Origin of the sequence: Chryseobacterium sp. KLBC 52 (assembly GCF_003347605.1) — a bacterium.
In the GTDB taxonomy this organism is placed as follows: Bacteria; Bacteroidota; Bacteroidia; order Flavobacteriales; family Weeksellaceae; genus Chryseobacterium.
Genome location: NZ_QDFZ01000010.1, coordinates 1 through 17626, shown reverse-complemented (window position 1 = coordinate 17626; position 17626 = coordinate 1). Strand labels below are relative to the sequence as shown.

General features: G+C 36.2%; 12 protein-coding genes and 2 pseudogenes. All 14 read right to left on the bottom strand.

The features are described 5' to 3' along the window. Positions 1–175: 175 nt before the first annotated feature. Positions 176–589: a ribonuclease inhibitor gene (locus DDF69_RS12050; protein WP_114821134.1), complete on the bottom strand. Its 414-nt coding sequence runs from the start codon at positions 587–589 to the stop codon at positions 176–178. Further along, the gene (locus tag DDF69_RS12045) at positions 570–4265 is read right to left on the bottom strand and encodes a phosphoribosylformylglycinamidine synthase (RefSeq protein ID WP_114820989.1); all 3696 of its coding nucleotides are present in this window, start codon (positions 4263–4265) and stop codon (positions 570–572) included. Before DDF69_RS12045 ends, DDF69_RS12050 begins: the two co-directional genes overlap by 20 nt. 190 nt (positions 4266–4455) lie before the next feature. Next, entirely contained in the window at positions 4456–5427 is a 972-nt protein-coding gene (locus tag DDF69_RS12040) for a WG repeat-containing protein (protein ID WP_228411979.1), read from the bottom strand. 51 nt (positions 5428–5478) lie between these two features. Next, a complete protein-coding gene (gene purB / locus DDF69_RS12035; protein ID WP_034699682.1) occupies positions 5479–6906 on the bottom strand; it encodes an adenylosuccinate lyase in 1428 nt (475 codons plus the stop codon). 396 nt (positions 6907–7302) lie between these two features. Continuing rightward, positions 7303–7755, bottom strand: a complete 453-nt coding sequence (locus tag DDF69_RS12030; protein ID WP_114820987.1) for a hypothetical protein — start codon at positions 7753–7755, stop codon at positions 7303–7305. 1176 nt (positions 7756–8931) lie between these two features. Then, complete coding sequence (locus DDF69_RS22070; RefSeq protein ID WP_156121528.1) at positions 8932–9075, bottom strand: bacteriocin-like protein; 144 nt, start codon at positions 9073–9075, stop codon at positions 8932–8934. Between the two features lie 263 nt (positions 9076–9338). Further along, positions 9339–9566, bottom strand: a complete 228-nt coding sequence (locus DDF69_RS12020) for a hypothetical protein (protein ID WP_162800917.1) — start codon at positions 9564–9566, stop codon at positions 9339–9341. 843 nt (positions 9567–10409) lie between these two features. Continuing rightward, a pseudogene (locus DDF69_RS22290) lies at positions 10410–10878 on the bottom strand (RHS repeat-associated core domain-containing protein); the annotation flags it as partial. 388 nt (positions 10879–11266) lie between these two features. After that, on the bottom strand, positions 11267–11515 hold the full coding sequence (locus DDF69_RS12010) for a hypothetical protein (protein ID WP_114820983.1): 249 nt from the start codon (positions 11513–11515) through the stop codon (positions 11267–11269). Position 11516: 1 nt separating this feature from the next. Further along, positions 11517–12584, bottom strand: a complete 1068-nt coding sequence (locus DDF69_RS22435) for an RHS repeat domain-containing protein (protein WP_306597670.1) — start codon at positions 12582–12584, stop codon at positions 11517–11519. 326 nt (positions 12585–12910) lie between these two features. Further along, positions 12911–13342: pseudogene (locus tag DDF69_RS12000) on the bottom strand (RHS repeat-associated core domain-containing protein); the annotation flags it as partial. Between the two features lie 286 nt (positions 13343–13628). Then, on the bottom strand, positions 13629–14021 hold the full coding sequence (locus tag DDF69_RS11990; protein WP_114820980.1) for a hypothetical protein: 393 nt from the start codon (positions 14019–14021) through the stop codon (positions 13629–13631). Positions 14022–14037: 16 nt separating this feature from the next. After that, positions 14038–17439, bottom strand: coding sequence for a DUF6443 domain-containing protein (locus DDF69_RS11985; protein ID WP_114820979.1), 3402 nt, complete (start codon positions 17437–17439; stop codon positions 14038–14040). A gap of 5 nt (positions 17440–17444) precedes the next feature. After that, positions 17445–17626: RHS repeat domain-containing protein (locus DDF69_RS11980; RefSeq protein WP_162800898.1), on the bottom strand; the 182-nt coding region annotated here is incomplete at its 5' end.

The following is a 17626-nucleotide window of genomic DNA, read 5'->3' as shown; positions in this document are numbered from 1 at the left end:
AAAATTATTTGAACCATTAAGATTTTTGAAGGGATGAAGAATTATTAAGGCAACAGCTAAAGCTATTATAAGTAGAATGCCTTATTCATCAGCGATGAATCTTAACTTTTCTTATAATCTTTATTCTTCTTAATGGTTTAAAAATTCGCACTCATTACTCATTACTCATTACTCATCATTCCAGGCTCAGTGTAATATTCGTATGTGATTTTATAATTTCAATCAGGATTTCAAAAAGGGTTTGCCCTTTTCCTTCTATCAATTCATCTAATTTTTGCTGAATTAATTCTATGTTGAAAGGTTTTCCCTGTCTGATTTTATTTTCATAGAATTCACGGGTAGCCTTAAAACCTAAGTCTTCTTTTGACTTCTGTGATTCTTTCCAGATGATTTCAATTTCTTCTTTGTTTTCGAATACTCCGAAACCTCCGTAAAGGATATCATCAAAGCCGTCCAGAGTTCCTACTTTCCAGTCTGTATCCTTCATCAGAACGTTAGAAGCTTCTTCGTAGAAACCTCTTAAAGACGAAAAATGACCGCCATGAATGACGATCATTTTTCTTGTATTGTTATTTGAAGTATTCAACACCGTTTTTGAATATGTTGTGATAATTCGCGGTTGGTATATTCTTCATAAGACCTTCTGCAAAACGCTCCGGGTGGCCCATTCTTCCGTAGATCTTTCCACATGGGCTGGTAATTCCTTCAATTCCGAATAATGAATTATTAGGGTTGAATGGCATACCGTGGGCAATGTTTCCATCAAGATCAATGTATTGGGTAGCAATCTGCCCGTTTTCATACAATTTCTTAATCTCTTCTTCTGAAGCCATGAAACGTCCTTCTCCGTGGGAAATCGGAATTGTGAAAGTTTGTCCTTTCATTCCTTTTAACCAAGGGCTTTCGTCATTCACTACTTGTACAGTAACCATCTGAGAGATGTGTCTTCTGATCGCATTGTGCGCTAACGTTGGAGAGTTTTCATCCAGATCTTTGATTCTTCCGTAAGGTAATAATCCTGACTTCACAAGCGCCTGGAATCCGTTACAGATCCCGATGATCATCCCGTCTCTGTCTAATAATTCGTGAACTGCATTTTTCATTTTCTCGTTTTTCAAAACGTTTACAATGAATTTTGCAGAACCATCCGGCTCATCTCCAGCAGAGAAACCTCCTGAGAATGCCAGAATCTGAGATGTTCTGATCTCTTCTACCCATGCATCAATGCTTTCATCCAGTAACTGGTGATTGATATTGATTAAAGGCAAGCTGCTTACTACAGCTCCTTCTTTCTGGAATGCATTCAGCGTGTCATACTCACAGTTGGTTCCCGGGAATACCGGAGCAAATACTTTAGGCTGTGCGATTCCGTGTTTTTTGATGATGATATTTCTTGGATGGATTGAGTTTGATTTTTCATCAATTTCAACCGTGATCTTTTCTTTTTCTACTGTTGGGAAAAGGTTCTCGAAAGTACCAGTAAAACTGGATTCGAGATTTGAAATTTGAAATTTGAAATTGTTGATGCTCAAAATTTCATCCTCGACTACTTTTCCAATCAACTGAAGGTTTACATCGCTTAATTCTTCTTTTGCTTCAATGATTAAGCTACCGATATTTTTACCCAATAAAACAGCTTCCTCAGCATTGATTTCAGCACCTAATCTGTTTCCGAAGCTCATTTTTGCTAAAGCTACTGCCAAACCTCCTTCTTTCACTGTTTTTACAGAAACAATTTTTCCTGCTTTGATGTTTTCGAAAATGAATTCAAAAGCTTCTTTTAAAGCATTATAGTTTGGTAGTCCGCTTTCCTGAGCAACGTGATTGAAGAAATACAGTTTGTTCCCTGCACTTTTCAATTCAGGAGAGATGATATTTTCTTTATCTCCGTTGGCACATGCAAAAGAAATCAAGGTTGGCGGAACATTCAGATCCTGATAGGTTCCGCTCATGGAATCTTTTCCTCCGATGGCTGCAAGACCTAAATTGATCTGAGCATCATAAGCTCCTAAAAGTGAAGCTAAAGGTTTACCCCATTTTTCAGGATTTTGCCCTAATTTTTCGAAGTATTCCTGGAAGCTTAGTCTGATGTTTTTATAATCGCCTCCCATCGCTACAATCTTCGCCACACTCTCTACTACAGCATAAGATGATCCTAGCAATGAGTTTTGTTTTGAAATTTCAGCATCGAATCCCCAGCTTGCCAAAGAAACGGTTTTAATATCTTTTGCTCCTAAGATCGGTAGTGTCTGCACACTTCCTTCCATGAGTGTCTGCTGGTATTTCCCTCCTAAAGGCATTGCTACGGTAGTTCCTCCTACTGAAGAGTCGAACATTTCCAATAGTCCTTTTTGGGAAGCTACATTTTTATCTTTTAAGATGTTCAGGAAGTTTTCTGTTGTGAAGGCTTTTGCTTCTTCTTTTACTTCTTCAAGGTGAGTGATTTTCACTTCCTGAGATTTTGAACATCCGTTAGTATCTAAGAAAGCTCTTGAAAGGTCTACAATTTTGTCTCCTTTCCAGAACATCTGCATTCTTCCGGAATCCGTCACTTTTGCTACTTCTACGGCAACAATGTTTTCAGCTTCACAGAATTTGATGAATTTTTCTTTATCCTGAGGATCTACTACCACAGCCATTCTTTCCTGAGACTCAGAAATAGCCAGCTCGGTTCCGTTTAATCCTTCATATTTTAATGGTAATACATCAAGGTTTACTTCTAAAGAGTCTGCAATTTCACCGATTGCCACAGAAACTCCTCCTGCTCCGAAATCGTTTGATTTTTTGATCAACTTCGTTACTTCAGGACTTCTGAATAATCTCTGGATTTTACGCTCTTCTACAGCATTTCCTTTCTGAACTTCAGAACTCATCGTGTGGATAGAAGTCTCGTTCTGCTCTTTTGAACTTCCGCTTGCTCCTCCTACTCCGTCACGACCTGTTGCACCTCCTAAGATAATAATTGAATCACCATTTTCAGGTTTCTCACGTCTTACCCAGTCTACAGGAACAGCTCCGGTAACGAAACCTACTTCCATTCTCTTGGCTTTGTATCCTTCGTCATAGATTTCGGAAACCATTGTCGTGGCAAGACCGATCTGATTACCATAAGATGAATATCCGTTGGCAGCTTGCTTTGTAATGGTTTTCTGAGGGAGTTTCCCTGGTAATGTTTTGTCAACAGATTCTAAAACGTCTGCCGCACCCGTTAATCTCATCGCCTGGAAAACGAAAGATCTTCCGGATAATGGATCTCTGATAGCCCCTCCCAGGCAAGTAGAAGCTCCTCCAAAAGGTTCAATTTCTGTTGGGTGATTATGCGTTTCGTTTTTGAATAATAAATACCAAGGCTCTTTTTTACCGTCGTATTCTGCTTCGATCTGAATGGTACAAGCATTGATCTCGTCTGAAATAACAAGGTTATCAAGATTCCCTGTTTTATGGAAATATTTACCGCATACTGTTGCCAGATCCATTAAGGAAATTGGCTTCAGCTCACGGCCTAAGAATTTTCTTTTTTCGATATAATCATTGAAAATAGTTTCCAATGTATGTTTGAACTGACCTTCAAACTGAATGTCTGACAACTGTGTTTCGAAAGTGGTGTGACGGCAGTGGTCGCTCCAATACGTGTCTAATACCTTTAATTCTGTTTCCGTAGGATTTCTATCTTCAGTTTTGAAGTATTCCTGAATAAATTTCAGGTCATCCAATCCTAATGCAAAACCATGATTGTTGTAGAAATTTTCAAGTTCAGCATCATTGAAATTGATGAAATTTTCGTGGATGATTACTTTTGACGGGGTTTCATCTGCAGGAATATCCAGAATAGATAAGTCCTTTTCCTGAGATTCTACTTTGTTGATCAAAAGGTCTTTAATTTTAACCAGATCAGCTTCGGAAACTCCTTCAAATTCGATTAATTTTCCACTTCTTACTTTTGATTTTTCATTTTCAGTCAGTAAAGCGATACACTGTTGTGCAGAATCTGCTCTCTGATCATACTGTCCCGGCAAAAATTCCATTCCGAAGTGAATAGCTTTTGCAGGGTTTTCTGTATGTAAAATATCAGTAACAGGGTCTACGAAAGTGTTGTTCACCACTTTTTCAAATTCTCCGTCATTCAAATTGAAAATATCATACACATTGTATACTTTCACACTTTGAATTGCCGGGACAACCGCTTTTACTTCATCAAAAATTTTTGGACTTTCAACATCGAAAATTCCTCTTTTTTCTACGAAAATTCTTTTGTTATTAGACATTAGATGTCAGATTTTTAATATTAGATTTATTTTTCTTTTTTACTTTTTCTGAGTTAAAGTTTTTTTCTTTAAACCCATCTATATTGGAAATTTTTGAAAGAGATTTTCCCTCCAATCATTATTCTGTACAAATTTAAAGGAATAAGTCGTATTTTCTTCAAATTTGACCTATGGAATTTCCAAATTTATTTTATTTGTTTATAAACTTATTCGGATTATCCTTATGTTCTTTCTGAAAGTCTTCTGCATTTTTTATTTCTTCTTTCAGCCAGTTTTCAAAAGGAACTTTCTTTTCATTAAAATCCTCAATGGCATAAAATGTTTTTCCATCTTCTGAAACAAGAAACTTGAAGCGGTAAAGCATATCTAAGTCTTTTTTCCTATCATTATAAGTATTCACCTGATAATAGGGAAAATTTTCTTTTGGCCTTTCTACGATTTCAAAAAACAGATTCTTTTCTTTTTCAGATAATTTGTCATAAAAATTCACATAATAAAGATCTGACAGTTTTTTCTTCTGCTTTTCAAAGAACTGAAGGATATTCTTCTCCTTTTCATTATACTGAAACGGATTCGGGTAGTATTTCCCGTCTATTTCAACATCCTTTTCTGATGGTTTTGCCAATGGCAGAACAGTTTCTCCTTTGACATTCATCACGCCCCATTTACCACCTACAACAGACCTGTGTTCATCATTTGTTTTTTCCCAGTCACAGCCGTCACAAAAGGTGGCGTATCCATAATTAAAAGGAAATGCAAAGTCGTGCTTAGCTACAATAACAGTATTCCCGTTTCGGTCTGCAAATCCTACTTTACCATTTTTAACCAATCTTCTCAGTCCTTCAGAGAAATAATCTGCTCCATTGTCAAAAAGGAAAGGCTGATACAGGAACTTCCCATTTCTGTCATACACATATCCCCATGCATTTTTCTCTGGTTCTTCGCCTTCTTTAGTTCCGTCAAAAAGAATGGTTTCTCCTTCTACAGGATCTCCATCTTTAAAGAATGAAAAGACTTTGAACTGTGCAGGAACAATTATTTTTCCTGCTTTATCTTTTACTCCTACTAAAGAATCTTTGGATTTGAAATAATGTAAATCTTCTTTACTCTGAGAAAAAGAAATGATTGGTGTTAATAGGATGGTTAATAGCAGTTTTTTCATATTAATTGGAGTGGGAAATAAAATATGCAGCCCAAAAGACTGCATATTGTTTTATACTTTAAGATCAGCTTCCAATCCTATTAAGTCTTTGTTTTGGTCTATAATCGGCTGTACTTCATTTTTGATGAATTCCTCCGTCTGGATCGGCGCGAAACCAATAAAGTTTTTAGGATCTAAAACTTCTTTCAGTTTTGATTTGTCTAGTTTTAAAGAATCATCATTTAAGATTCTTTCGATAAGGTCGTTTTCTTTTCCTTCTTCTTTCACTTTCTTGGAAGCTTCCATAGAGTGAACTCTGATCACTTCGTGGATTTCCTGACGGTCACCACCAGCTTTTACTTCTTCCATGATAATGTATTCTGTCGCCATGAAAGGAAGTTCCTCCATAATGTGCTTGTTGATTCTGTTTGGATAAACAACAATTCCGTTCATGATGTTGTTCCAGATTAACAGAATAGCATCAACAGCTAAAAACGCCTGAGGGATTGTTAATCTCTTATTTGCAGAGTCATCCAATGTTCTTTCAAACCATTGTGTAGAAGCTACCATTGCAGAACTTGTCGTCAGAGACATTACATATTTTGCCAATGCTCCGATTCTTTCGCTTCTCATCGGGTTACGCTTGTATGCCATTGCCGAAGAACCGATCTGGTTTTTTTCGAATGGTTCTTCAATTTCCTTAAGGTTTTGAAGTAAACGTAAATCGTTTGTGAATTTGTGCGCAGACTGTGCAATATTTCCCAATAAAGCAACTACTTTAGCATCAATTTTTCTATCATAAGTCTGTCCGGAAACTCCGAAAACTTTTTCGAAACCGAATCTTTTTGAAAGTTCTTTATCTAAGTGTTTTACTTTAGAATAATCACCGTTGAACAATTCAAGGAAGCTGGCAGCAGTTCCTGTAGTTCCTTTTACTCCTCTGAAACGTAGGGTTTCAAGGAAGAAATCCAATTCTTCAATATCAAGAACCAAACTCTGTAACCAAAGGGTAGCTCTTTTCCCAACTGTTGTCAGCTGAGCCGGCTGGAAGTGTGTGAATCCTAAAGTTGGAAGGTCTTTATACTGAATCGCAAAATCCGAAAGATTTTTCATCACGTTCACCAACTTTTTCTTTAAGATTAAAAGTCCGTCACGGATTTGGATTAAGTCTGTATTGTCTCCTACAAAAGCCGAAGTAGCTCCCAGGTGGATAATTCCTTTTGCTGAAGGCGCCACATCACCATAGGCGTGAACGTGAGCCATTACATCATGACGGAATTTTTTTTCGTACTCTGCAGCTTTTACGTAATCGATGTTTTCAGCATTAGCTTTTAACTCAGCGATCTGCTCGTCTGTGATTTCAAGTCCAAGGTCTTTTTCGATTTCAGCAAGAGCTATCCAAAGCTTTCTCCAATTCTGGAATTTGTTATTGTGTGAGAAGTTAAATAACATTTCTTCACTGGAGTAGCGCTCTTCCAATGGATTTTTGTAGGAATTCATTCGTTCTTTTACTTTTTAGATGTACAAAAATACGGTTTTTCAGTGAGAGATGAAAATCCAGATTTGATGATTTTCATTCATAATTTATACTTATACTTTTGCCTTGAAGCAAAAGTATGCAAAAGTTCAAGACGGGAATCATCCGCTAAAAATTGAAAAGTAATCCTAAAATTTCCAAACTCGCATGGTTCGTTCGATTCTGCTTCGGTTCTAAACAAGTCCCATGCTCAGACAGTGGAAATTTTTTAACGGATTACATTGAAATTTTCTTAACGCTCCTGATTCCTAAGTCGATTGGTGGTGAGCACATAAAAAGGCTGTCCCATTTCTGAGACAGCCTGTTTTTACTATTTTTTAATTATTCGACAATAAGTCTGCATGGTGACGGGCGATTTTTCAAAAGTAATTCTCCCAAAAGAATCCTGCTCCAGGAATCGAATCCAGTTTTTGTTTAATCAGTGGATTTTTTTCAATCCATTTTTTTAATTCTGCATTAGTTTTTAAACTATCTTCAATAGGAACATTAGCGTATACTCTATTATTGTGAACATCACTATTCAAGTATATTACTAAATACTCTTTATTGACTTTCTTTTCAGCAACTGAATATGATAAGTTTCCCACATCACAATTTGATTTATACCTTTTACCATTCAAAGTAAAGGTATAGATAAACTTAAAACCTGTTCCTCTGCCATACCCTTTAACTTCCTGTATTATACCGGTAGTATACAAACCTTCTTTTTTATATGAATTTTTAAACTTTTGTAAGAATAAATGGTCATAGAAAAAGAGGCCCCCTATTATAATGACAATAATATAAATATAATATTTTTTAAAAATGATCATATCAGTTACTTTTGTTTTTTTCTGAATTTATGTTGTATTTGCTCCTGTCAATGCATACAAAGTCCCAGACGGGAATCATCCACTAAAAATTTGAATGTACTCCTAAAATTTCCAAACTCGCATGGATCATCCGGTTCTGCTTCGGTTCTGAACAAGTCCCATGCTCAGACAGTGGAAATTTTTTAACGGATTACATTGAAATTTTCTTAACGCTCCTGATTCCTAAGTCGGGCATTAATGAGTAATATACTACTTTTTAAATAACTGGTAGCTAATACCATCAACAAGTCAAAGACACAGACTAAAAGAAGTGGAACAAGTAAATTGGGAAATATTTAATATGATTTTCAACTATACTTTTGCCTTGAAGCAAAAGTATACAAAAGTTCAAGACGGGAATCATCCGCTAAAAATTTGAATGTACTCCTAAAATTTCCAAACTCGCATGGATCATCCGGTTCTGCTTCGGTTCTGCGTAAGTCCCATGCTCAGACAGTGGAAATTTTTTAACGGTTTACATTGAAATTTTCTTAACGCTACTAATTCCTAAGTCAGATATTAACGTAATAATCTACCTTTAGCATTGAATTGTTATCGTAATAAAAGCCAGAAAAGTTCCTAAAATGGCTATAACTATTCCTAATATGTTCAGTGCTAACATTATAAATTCACTTCTTAAGTTTTTGAAAAATGTTCCAGCTGCAGGAAAGATAAAAACATTTGAAATCATTAATAGGGTAGAAAAATTTAAGCCTCCTTCAAAGACACGAAAACCATTTCTTATTATGTATATATTTACCAGTAATATTATAACATTCAAAAAAATGATACCAACAGCAAGAATATAATTTGTTCTGGATCGCACGAAAGTTCTGTAATTAAGACTGCAAAATAACATTTTTTTCATTTATACTTTTGTCTTAAAACAAAAGTATACAAAAGTTCAAGACGGGAATCATCCGCTAAAAATTTAAATGTACTCCTAAAATTTCCAAACTCGCATGGATCATCCGGTTCTGCTTCGGTTCTGAGTAAGTCCCATGCTCAGACAGTGGAAATTTTTTAACGGATTACATTCAAATTTTCTTTACGCTCCTGATTCCTAAGTCGATTGGTGGTGAGCACATAAAAAGCTGTCCCATTTCTGAGACAGCCTGTTTCTACTATTTTAATTAGTTAATCGATAATAAGTCCGCATGGTGATCCTACCGGAATACATTTTCTTTCCAATGAACACCAGAAGTATCCTGCCAGACACATCGGGATACCACCCTGAACAGTTTTCAATTCTCTTTTTGAAAGTTTTCTTAAGTTTTTCATAGTAACATTTTTTTGATTTTTTTCCTACTCTATATGCTTTTCGGATTACGCTTTAATTTGGTAATACAATATACAGATTTTTGGAATACAAAAACATAACCTGTTCATTTTATATAATTTACAAATACAATTTTTTATTAATTTTTGATGATTATCCATATCTTTTTCTTAACACAAGAAATAAAAAACCTCCGCTGTTGCAGAGGTTTTTGTTTTATTTTTGGACACGAGCAAGACGCTCGCGCCAGCGAGGAGTAGGTATTTTATTTCTGACCTTTTATTCTATTTATAAAAGGAAAACTTTCATTATACTCTACCCAAACTGTATCCCCTATCTTATAACTATCATCATAACTAGGATTTGAATATTTCTTATCTTTTACAGAAAATTCATAATAGTAATTGAATGCTCCTGTTATAAAGCCCCTTCTTTGGGGTTCTTTTTCATCTATAATCAATCCTTGAGTCTGTTTTAGAGGAATGATTTTCATTAGAGGTCTGTATATCATAACATTTCTATTAAGAAAAATCATAAATAGTAATATTAAAATTAAAAAAAAACTTTTCTTAGTCATTTGTCTTATCTTTTACTTTATCCACTTTATTTTTAGTAACTGCATTAGTAGAATTTTCAACAGTTTTATTGGTAAAGTTTTTAACCCCATTACTTACCTGCTTTGAAACCGCCTTTACATCAAGCTTTTTTGAAACATTACTTGATCTTCTAGAACTAAATCCAGTTATTTTTTTTACAAAATTCTTAGCTTTAGCATTACTGTTTAAATTAACTTTAGTAGCCAATTTATCTATCTTTTCTAATTTTGCCGTTTTAGCTAATCCCCCAATTTTCTTAGTAACACCTCCAGCAGCCGCATCTATAAGAGTATTTTTTGCAACATTCTGAAAATTAGTCTCCATTTTAGCTCCTTTCGTTGTATTTACTTCCACCGTATTTTTTGCTATCATTACGGTTGTCTTTACAGCTGCTTTTCTAAGTGCACTACTGCCTTGTGTTAATCCCCCTTCTAAAGCAGATAAAGCAATTGATGAAAGAGAGATGTTGTCTGTCCACTTATTTTTAACTTCAGGATCAAGATAGTTTGCTGCGACCTGTAATCCATATTCTGTAGCAGCTCCAACCACAGCTCCAACGATACAAGTTGGACATCTTCCATCTGGGTCATCGAACTTTATAGGATTGTTATAGCCATAAGAATATGGGCTTAGGTTATCAGGATTGAAAATTCCACCGCCATTACCCAAAGTAGTTTCAATTGCACTTGCTACTTCGTCATCATCAATATTATTAGGGTCAAAAGTAAAATCTAAATCCTTTATCAGTGGATCTGACTGTATCCATCGACCCAAGTCAGGCATATATTGACGCCAGCCATAATCATACATTCCTGTCTCCTGAAGTTCTTTGCCGTTGTACTTGTATTTATACAAAGGATTTCCTGCCAATACATTATACCCTTCATGCTTCAATCCAAACGGATAATAATTACTTTCTTCAATGATCTCTGTTCCTGTTCCATTCTTAGCATAGCTTAATCTGGTATTTCCAAGGTGATCAGTATAGTTATACACATACTTTCCGGTCTCCATATTAAAATATCCTTCCGCGGTTGGGAAAAACTTTAATATCGAATTGGTATACTGGAAGCCATCCAGATAATCAGTTGTTTCTGTTCCAAAAACCTTTCTTACCTTCACACCGTCTGCCCGGTAAACATAATCAGTTACTTTGGAGCTTTGGGTAATCTTACCCGGTAAATTTAGATAATTATATTGGATGGAGGAATATAATTATTTGAACCTGTTTATAAACACAAAAACCACTGCTATTTTGCACTACGATGGCTTTATTATATGCCATGAGAGACGAGCGAGATGCTCGCGTTAGCCGGGTAAATTTATTTAACAATCTCACAAAGTCTGAAGACTTTGCACAGCTGGGATCATTATATATCAATAGAGCTTCTTAAGACAAAATAAATCAAAACCTCCGCTGTTGCAGAGGTTCTGATTTATTCGTAGGCACGAGCGAGACGCTCGCGCCAGCGGGGGGGATCATCATTATATATCAATATAGTTTTTCAAAACAAGAAAATAAAAAACCTCTGCTGTTGCAGAGGCTTCGTTATTATTTGTGGGCATGAGCGAGACGCTCGCGCCAGCTGGGGAAAGTTTATAAAACTTTGGCATCGGAATCTAAAATATCAGATTTATAAAATTCTAATCTGACTGATTTTACATTTATAACCCCTGGCTCTAAACTTTCAGGGTATTCGTGTAACTCTGTTCCTAATGTCAAGTGTATATGATCTTCACTTTGCTTAACAAATTTTAAATATTCTATTAATTCCTCTATTCCTTGTTTATCAACAATAACCTCTAATTGTTCAGGAACATCTTTGTAATTTATAAATGATATCATATTAATCTTCTTTTGTTGGTAATTTCTTCTTAGGTGGCATGTTTTTAGGCTTAGGATTTGGATAGTTAACATCAATATGTGCAGGCTCTACTTTTTTTCCCGTTTTTCCTGATTTTCCAGTATCTACATTATATGAATAACCAGATTTTTTATTTTTATAAGAAATTGAGCCACTTTTAGGGTCCGTATAGACTTTATCTAATTTCCCTTTATTAACTTGTTTTTCCATTGCATTATTTACCTGCGAAGTCGTTTTTGTTTTGAACTGATTTCCTAAGCCAGGATCTTTAGCATTTCTTATACCTTTAATTCCTCTTCCCAAACCATCTGTAGTCGCTACAATAATAACTTCTGCCGCTTTTTCCCCTGTTATTTTCCCTGCTGTTTTAGAATCTCCTTGTATCAGTGCTCCTGCTGTTTTAGCCGTTCCATAAATACCAAACGTCATAGAATTAGCCACACTATCACCATAATCACTCCAAGTGTAATTGTTAACTGCATTTTTTGTCCCATCAATAGGATGGGCTATAAAATTTCCAATTCCTTTGAATGTTCCGACAAAGCCCTCTTTTACCCCAGTAAAAAATTCATTACAACAATCATCATCTCCACCATCATATGGAGCTCTTCCATCAGGATCCGTTAAACTTATCGGATTATTATAAGCATAAGGATCTTCTGTATTTTCAACTAGTGGATCTAACTGCGTCCAACGTCCCACATCAGGCATGTAATTTCTCCAGCCGTAATCATACATGCCACTTTCCTGAAGTTCCTTTCCATTATACTTATACTTATAACTTGGATTTCCTGTCAATACATTATATCCCTCATGCTTCAATCCAAACGGATAATAATTACTCTCTTCAATAATCTCTGTTCCTGGTCCATTTTTAGCATAACTTAACCTAACATTTCCAAGGTGATCAGTATAATTATATACATACTTTCCGGTTTCAACATTAAAATATCCTTCCGTGGTTGGGAAAAACTTTAATATTGAATTGGTACACTGAAAACCATCCAGATAATCGGTTGTTTCTGTTCCGAAAACCTTTTTTTGTTTCACTCCGTCTGCTCTGTAAATATAATCCGTTATTTTTGAGTTCTGGGTAATCTTTCGTGGTAAATTTAGATAATTATATTGGATGGAGGAATATAATTATTTGAACCTGTTTATAAACACAAAAACCACTGCTATTTTGCACTACGATGGCTTTATTATATGCCATGAGAGACGAGCGAGATGCTCGCGTTAGCCGGGTAAATTTATTTAACAATCTCACAAAGTCTGAAGACTTTGCACAGCTGGGATCATTATATATCAATAGAGCTTCTTAAGACAAAATAAATCAAAACCTCCGCTGTTGCAGAGGTTCTGATTTATTCGTAGGCACGTGCGAGACGCTCGCGCCAGCGGGGGGCACCATAATCATACATACCAGTCTCCTGCAGTTCCTTTCCGTTGTACTTGTATTGATACGAGGGATTTCCTACCAATCCATTATACCCCTCATGTTTAAGTCCAAACGGGTAATAGTTACTTTCTTCAATGATCTCTGTTCCTGCTCCATTTTTAGCATAGCTTAATCTTGTATTTCCAAGGTGGTCCGTATAATTGTACACATACTTTCCAGTTTCAACATTAAAATATCCTTCTGCGGTTGGAAAAAACTTTAATATCGAATTGGTATACTGAAAGCCATCCAGATAATCGGTTGTTTCTGTTCCGAAAACCTTTCTTACCTTCACTCCGTCTTCTCGGTAAATATAATCCGTTACTTTGGAGTTTGGGGTAATCTTTCCAGGTAAATTTAGATAATTATATTAGATGAAGGTATATAATCGACTGAAACAACTTATAGTATAAAAAAACCTCCGCTGTTGCAGAGGTTTCGTTTTATTTGTGGGCACGAGCGAGACGCTCGCGCCAGCGGGGGGATCTCTGGATTATCTCGTAGGTTCTACAGATATTCTACTGGATAAAAATATTGTCGCTAAAATCCTCGATATCCAAAAACTAAAAGAGAACGACAGACAACATGTCTTCGCTCTACTTGATGCTTTCCTTAAACAAACTAAATTGCAATCTATAATGTAAAATAAAAGCCACTCAATGAGTGGCTTTGGTTATTAATTTTTTTCTTAATAATTGTGTTATTAGAAGAGCTATTATAGCAACTATAAAAATATTTCGCTGTTTTTCATACATGATAGCCCAGTATATAAAAGGGATGCTAATTATAGCCCATTCAAATAATAACTTTAAAGTAAGTTTATCCTGATTAGGAACTATCAGTATTAAATCTAAAATAATAAGAGCTAATATAAAGCCCGCCCAAAACATTATGCCGTATAAGAGGATTAAAAATATTGCAGCAAATATTGACTGAAAAAAATTTCTTGTAACACCATCATCAACAGTAAAATTAAAAATGATGGAATAAGTTAAGAGGAATATAAAGACACCTAATATATTTATCCAATTTGTTCGTAGTATTTTCATTCTAATTTTTTGTTTATTATCTTACCATTTCAAACTCCAATGATCCTGGCTCTGGAATAGGAACTCTTTCAACAGCTGGTTGCGAAGTCATTGTTTTATTCCAATCACCAACAGAGTATGTTTTATCTCCTTTTTGCACTCCTGTAAATACGCCATTCTTGTCCATTGTTACTGTAAAATTATTACTCATCATTGGTTTACTGCCGTCTCCTGGTAAACTCGTGTAAGGATTTCCTACTGCAGGACTAACACCTATCATCAATTGATTCCCAGCTGTATCACCAATCATTGTCTCTGCTGAAGGAAACCCATCTCCTGTTTGAGTAACGCTAACCCCTAAAGTTCCTGCATCTTTATTCTCTGTTAAACTAAAATTAGTTTTTACATCAATATCAGGAGAACCTGGAACTAATGGATTGTGCCCTGCCATTGTAGATGTCCAAGAAGTTGTAGTACTTCCATCTTTATTTGAGCTATATACAGCATTTGTAATTGTACCACGGTCATCTGTTGCTGTTGCAGAGCCAAACAAAAAATGAGTAGAAGGACTGGAAGTAGCTCCATAGTTAGTGTAAGTATGATTATCAGTATTCATTACATAGCTATGTGATAATCTAGACGTAACAGATTGAGAAGTAGAAAACCCTCTATTATCACCTCCAAACCATCCTCCAAAAGACTCAAATGGAGCAAAAGAACGTGTAATTACAGGGTATGGCCACATTCCATCAGGATCGATAAATCGAATCGGATTATCTAGAGCATAAGTATAAGGACTCCACCTTCTACCTAACTCACTTTTAGGATCCACCACACCCCATCTTCCAATATCCGGCATGTAGAATCTTGCTCCATAGTCATACATACCACTTTCCTGCAATTCCTTCCCGTTGTACTTGTACTTATACGAAGGATTTCCTACTAATGCATTATATCCCTCATGTTTCAATCCAAACGGATAATAATTACTTTCTTCAATGATCTCTAATCCTGCTCCATTCTTATTATAACTTACTCTAACATTTCCAAGGTGGTCGGTATAATTATATACATACTTTCCGGTTTCAACATTAAAATATCCTTCTGTGGTTGGAAAAAACTTTAATGTAGAATTTACATACTGGAAGCCATCCAGATAATCGGTTGTTTCTGTTCCGAAAACCTTTTTTTGTTTCACTCCGTCTGCTCTGTAAATATAATCCGTTACCTTAGAGTTCTGGGTAATCTTTCGTGGTAAATTTAGATAATTATATTGAATGGAAGAAATTCCTTTATCCAATTGGGTCGTCATATTTCCGTTATCGTCATAGCCTATTTCATTTCCTCCTACAGGATATCCTAAACTGTTAAGATAGGCATCAGATACTTTGGTAAGCCTGTTTCCCGTGTAGCTGTAGATCAGATTATCGATCACCATGGCCTCAGTACTTCCCGGGAGAAGTCCCTGGGTTCTTACCAGATTCAGAATATTCCCGTTCAGGTCATAAGCAAAGAGTTCATTGTATTCTTTCCCGGAAGGGTTGGTGTCTTTTTGATAGAAACCGGCTGTAAGCCTGTTCAACGGGTCATAAACATATCCGTATCTTCTCACATTATCATTCGCTCCTGTAGAGGTTTTCCAATCAACTTCAGCGATATTGCCGTTGTATTTCGGTTTTACTTTTTGGTTCGGATAATTGGTATTGGGGACTTCCAGACCTTGTACTTCATTATATCTGATTTTATATCCAAACAGGTCATTTCCAAGATTGGCAGGATCGTTAATCTGGGTCAGCCACCCACGGATATTATATTGGTAATCTATCTGCTGAAGCGGAGAAGAAGCCGTAACTCCTCCTACTTTTTTATTCGTAACCTGGGAAATTTCATTATAGGTATTCTGAGCCAGGATTTCTTCAGCATTATTATCAATCTTATGTTTATGGGTAACCAAGCGGTTCTGACTGTCATAATCAAAGGTTTCTGTGATGACCCTTTCGGTATCCGTACTCAGTCTCTTATGCCTTGTTACAGTCTGTTTCGTGATTCCTGCAAAATCAAGTTTGGATTCTGTGCGGGTATAGCCTCCCAAATGATTCACAGAATGACTGCCAATAGCTCTTCCTTTCTGATCATAATAGGTATAATTCCTGGTCCAGTTGTCATCCTCAATATTCTTTACAAAACTCATTACAGGTAGTCCTTTGGTACTTCTTCCATCAGCTGTATGAGTGTCTGTCAATACTGGTTCTCCCTGAATTGTTGAAGGAAATGCCGGATTAAAACTGTAGGCAGGATAAGAGTCGTAATAATTAACCGACAAAATACTTTCAGGGGTAAAATAGACAGCGGTATAATAAATATTGATTCCATTCCTTACAAAACCTGTAGAATGGCGCGCATCATAAATAACCAAATCCTTGATCTGATCCTGTATTGTCGCCCTACTGTCATTTGAACTGAATATGCCTGTATAGGCAACTCTTCCCCACTGGTCATACTTGGTCATCAGCCATTTTCCAGATCCTTTCATATTGGCATCCTGGCTAAGCATCAGCCTGTCGGCTTTATCATATACCATAAACTCCCAGCCTTTGCCGGGAAGCTTTTTTTCCACAAGTCTTCCCCTGCCGTCATAACGGTACTGATAGCATAAGGTATTGAGTAGATCATCCGTAATAGACTTATGAACAGCCAGAGGAGGAATAACAAAAGCCAGCTGATCATATTCATTATAAACATAATAGGTATCCACATGTTCTGCAGGGCTCATGACTTTTCTTACTAATACAACCTGTCCTCTACCGTTTTTAAACTCTATGGTTTCATTATCATCCTCATCTTTGACAGAGTTTTTATACAATTGGTTGGGGGCATAAATGGTGGCAGGCGATAAGCTCACTACACTTTTTGTAGCTCCATCTACCCAGCTTGTGCTCGTGGTAAACTGATAGACTTCATTAAATCCGTTGGTGTCATAGCTAAACTTTACAGATTTTCCGTTCCAGTCATTACCTACCTGTTTCTGCTCCAGAATCCGATCCAATGGTGAGCTTTCCAAAACTTTTTCAGAATAGATCTTTTCATTACCGTAGGTTGTAGGATAAACACCCAAAGGTCCTGAATAATAGTTTCCATTGCTTGTGGAAAGTTGGGGAACAGGAAGATAATCTTTGACCTGTCTTCCGAACGCGTCATATTCAATATGAGTAACCACATCCCGTCCCAGTGGTGATGCAGCTATGTTAACAATCTGTTTTGCCCTTCCCAGTCCGTCAAAATACTGTACAGATTCTGAGGATTTTGTAGCTGTGGTACCATTATAATCCAGATACGTTTTGGTCTGAATATAGTTTTCATTGCTTGAAATCGTGGAAAGCTGGGCATAAGTTATATTGGATAAGAGCAACGCTCCTATTGGTATTATCAATTTTTTCATCAGTTTTAGTTTTTATAGTTGTATTTCATTTCCTTCAACACTTTGCCATTCACATCGATCACTTTCTGAAGTCTGTTAGCAGAGTCGTAAACATAGCTTTCCCTGATTCCGGATGGTGGTGTGATGCTTCTTACTCCTACTAAAGGATCATAAGTGTAAGTGGTAATCTGATAACCGGATAATGCAG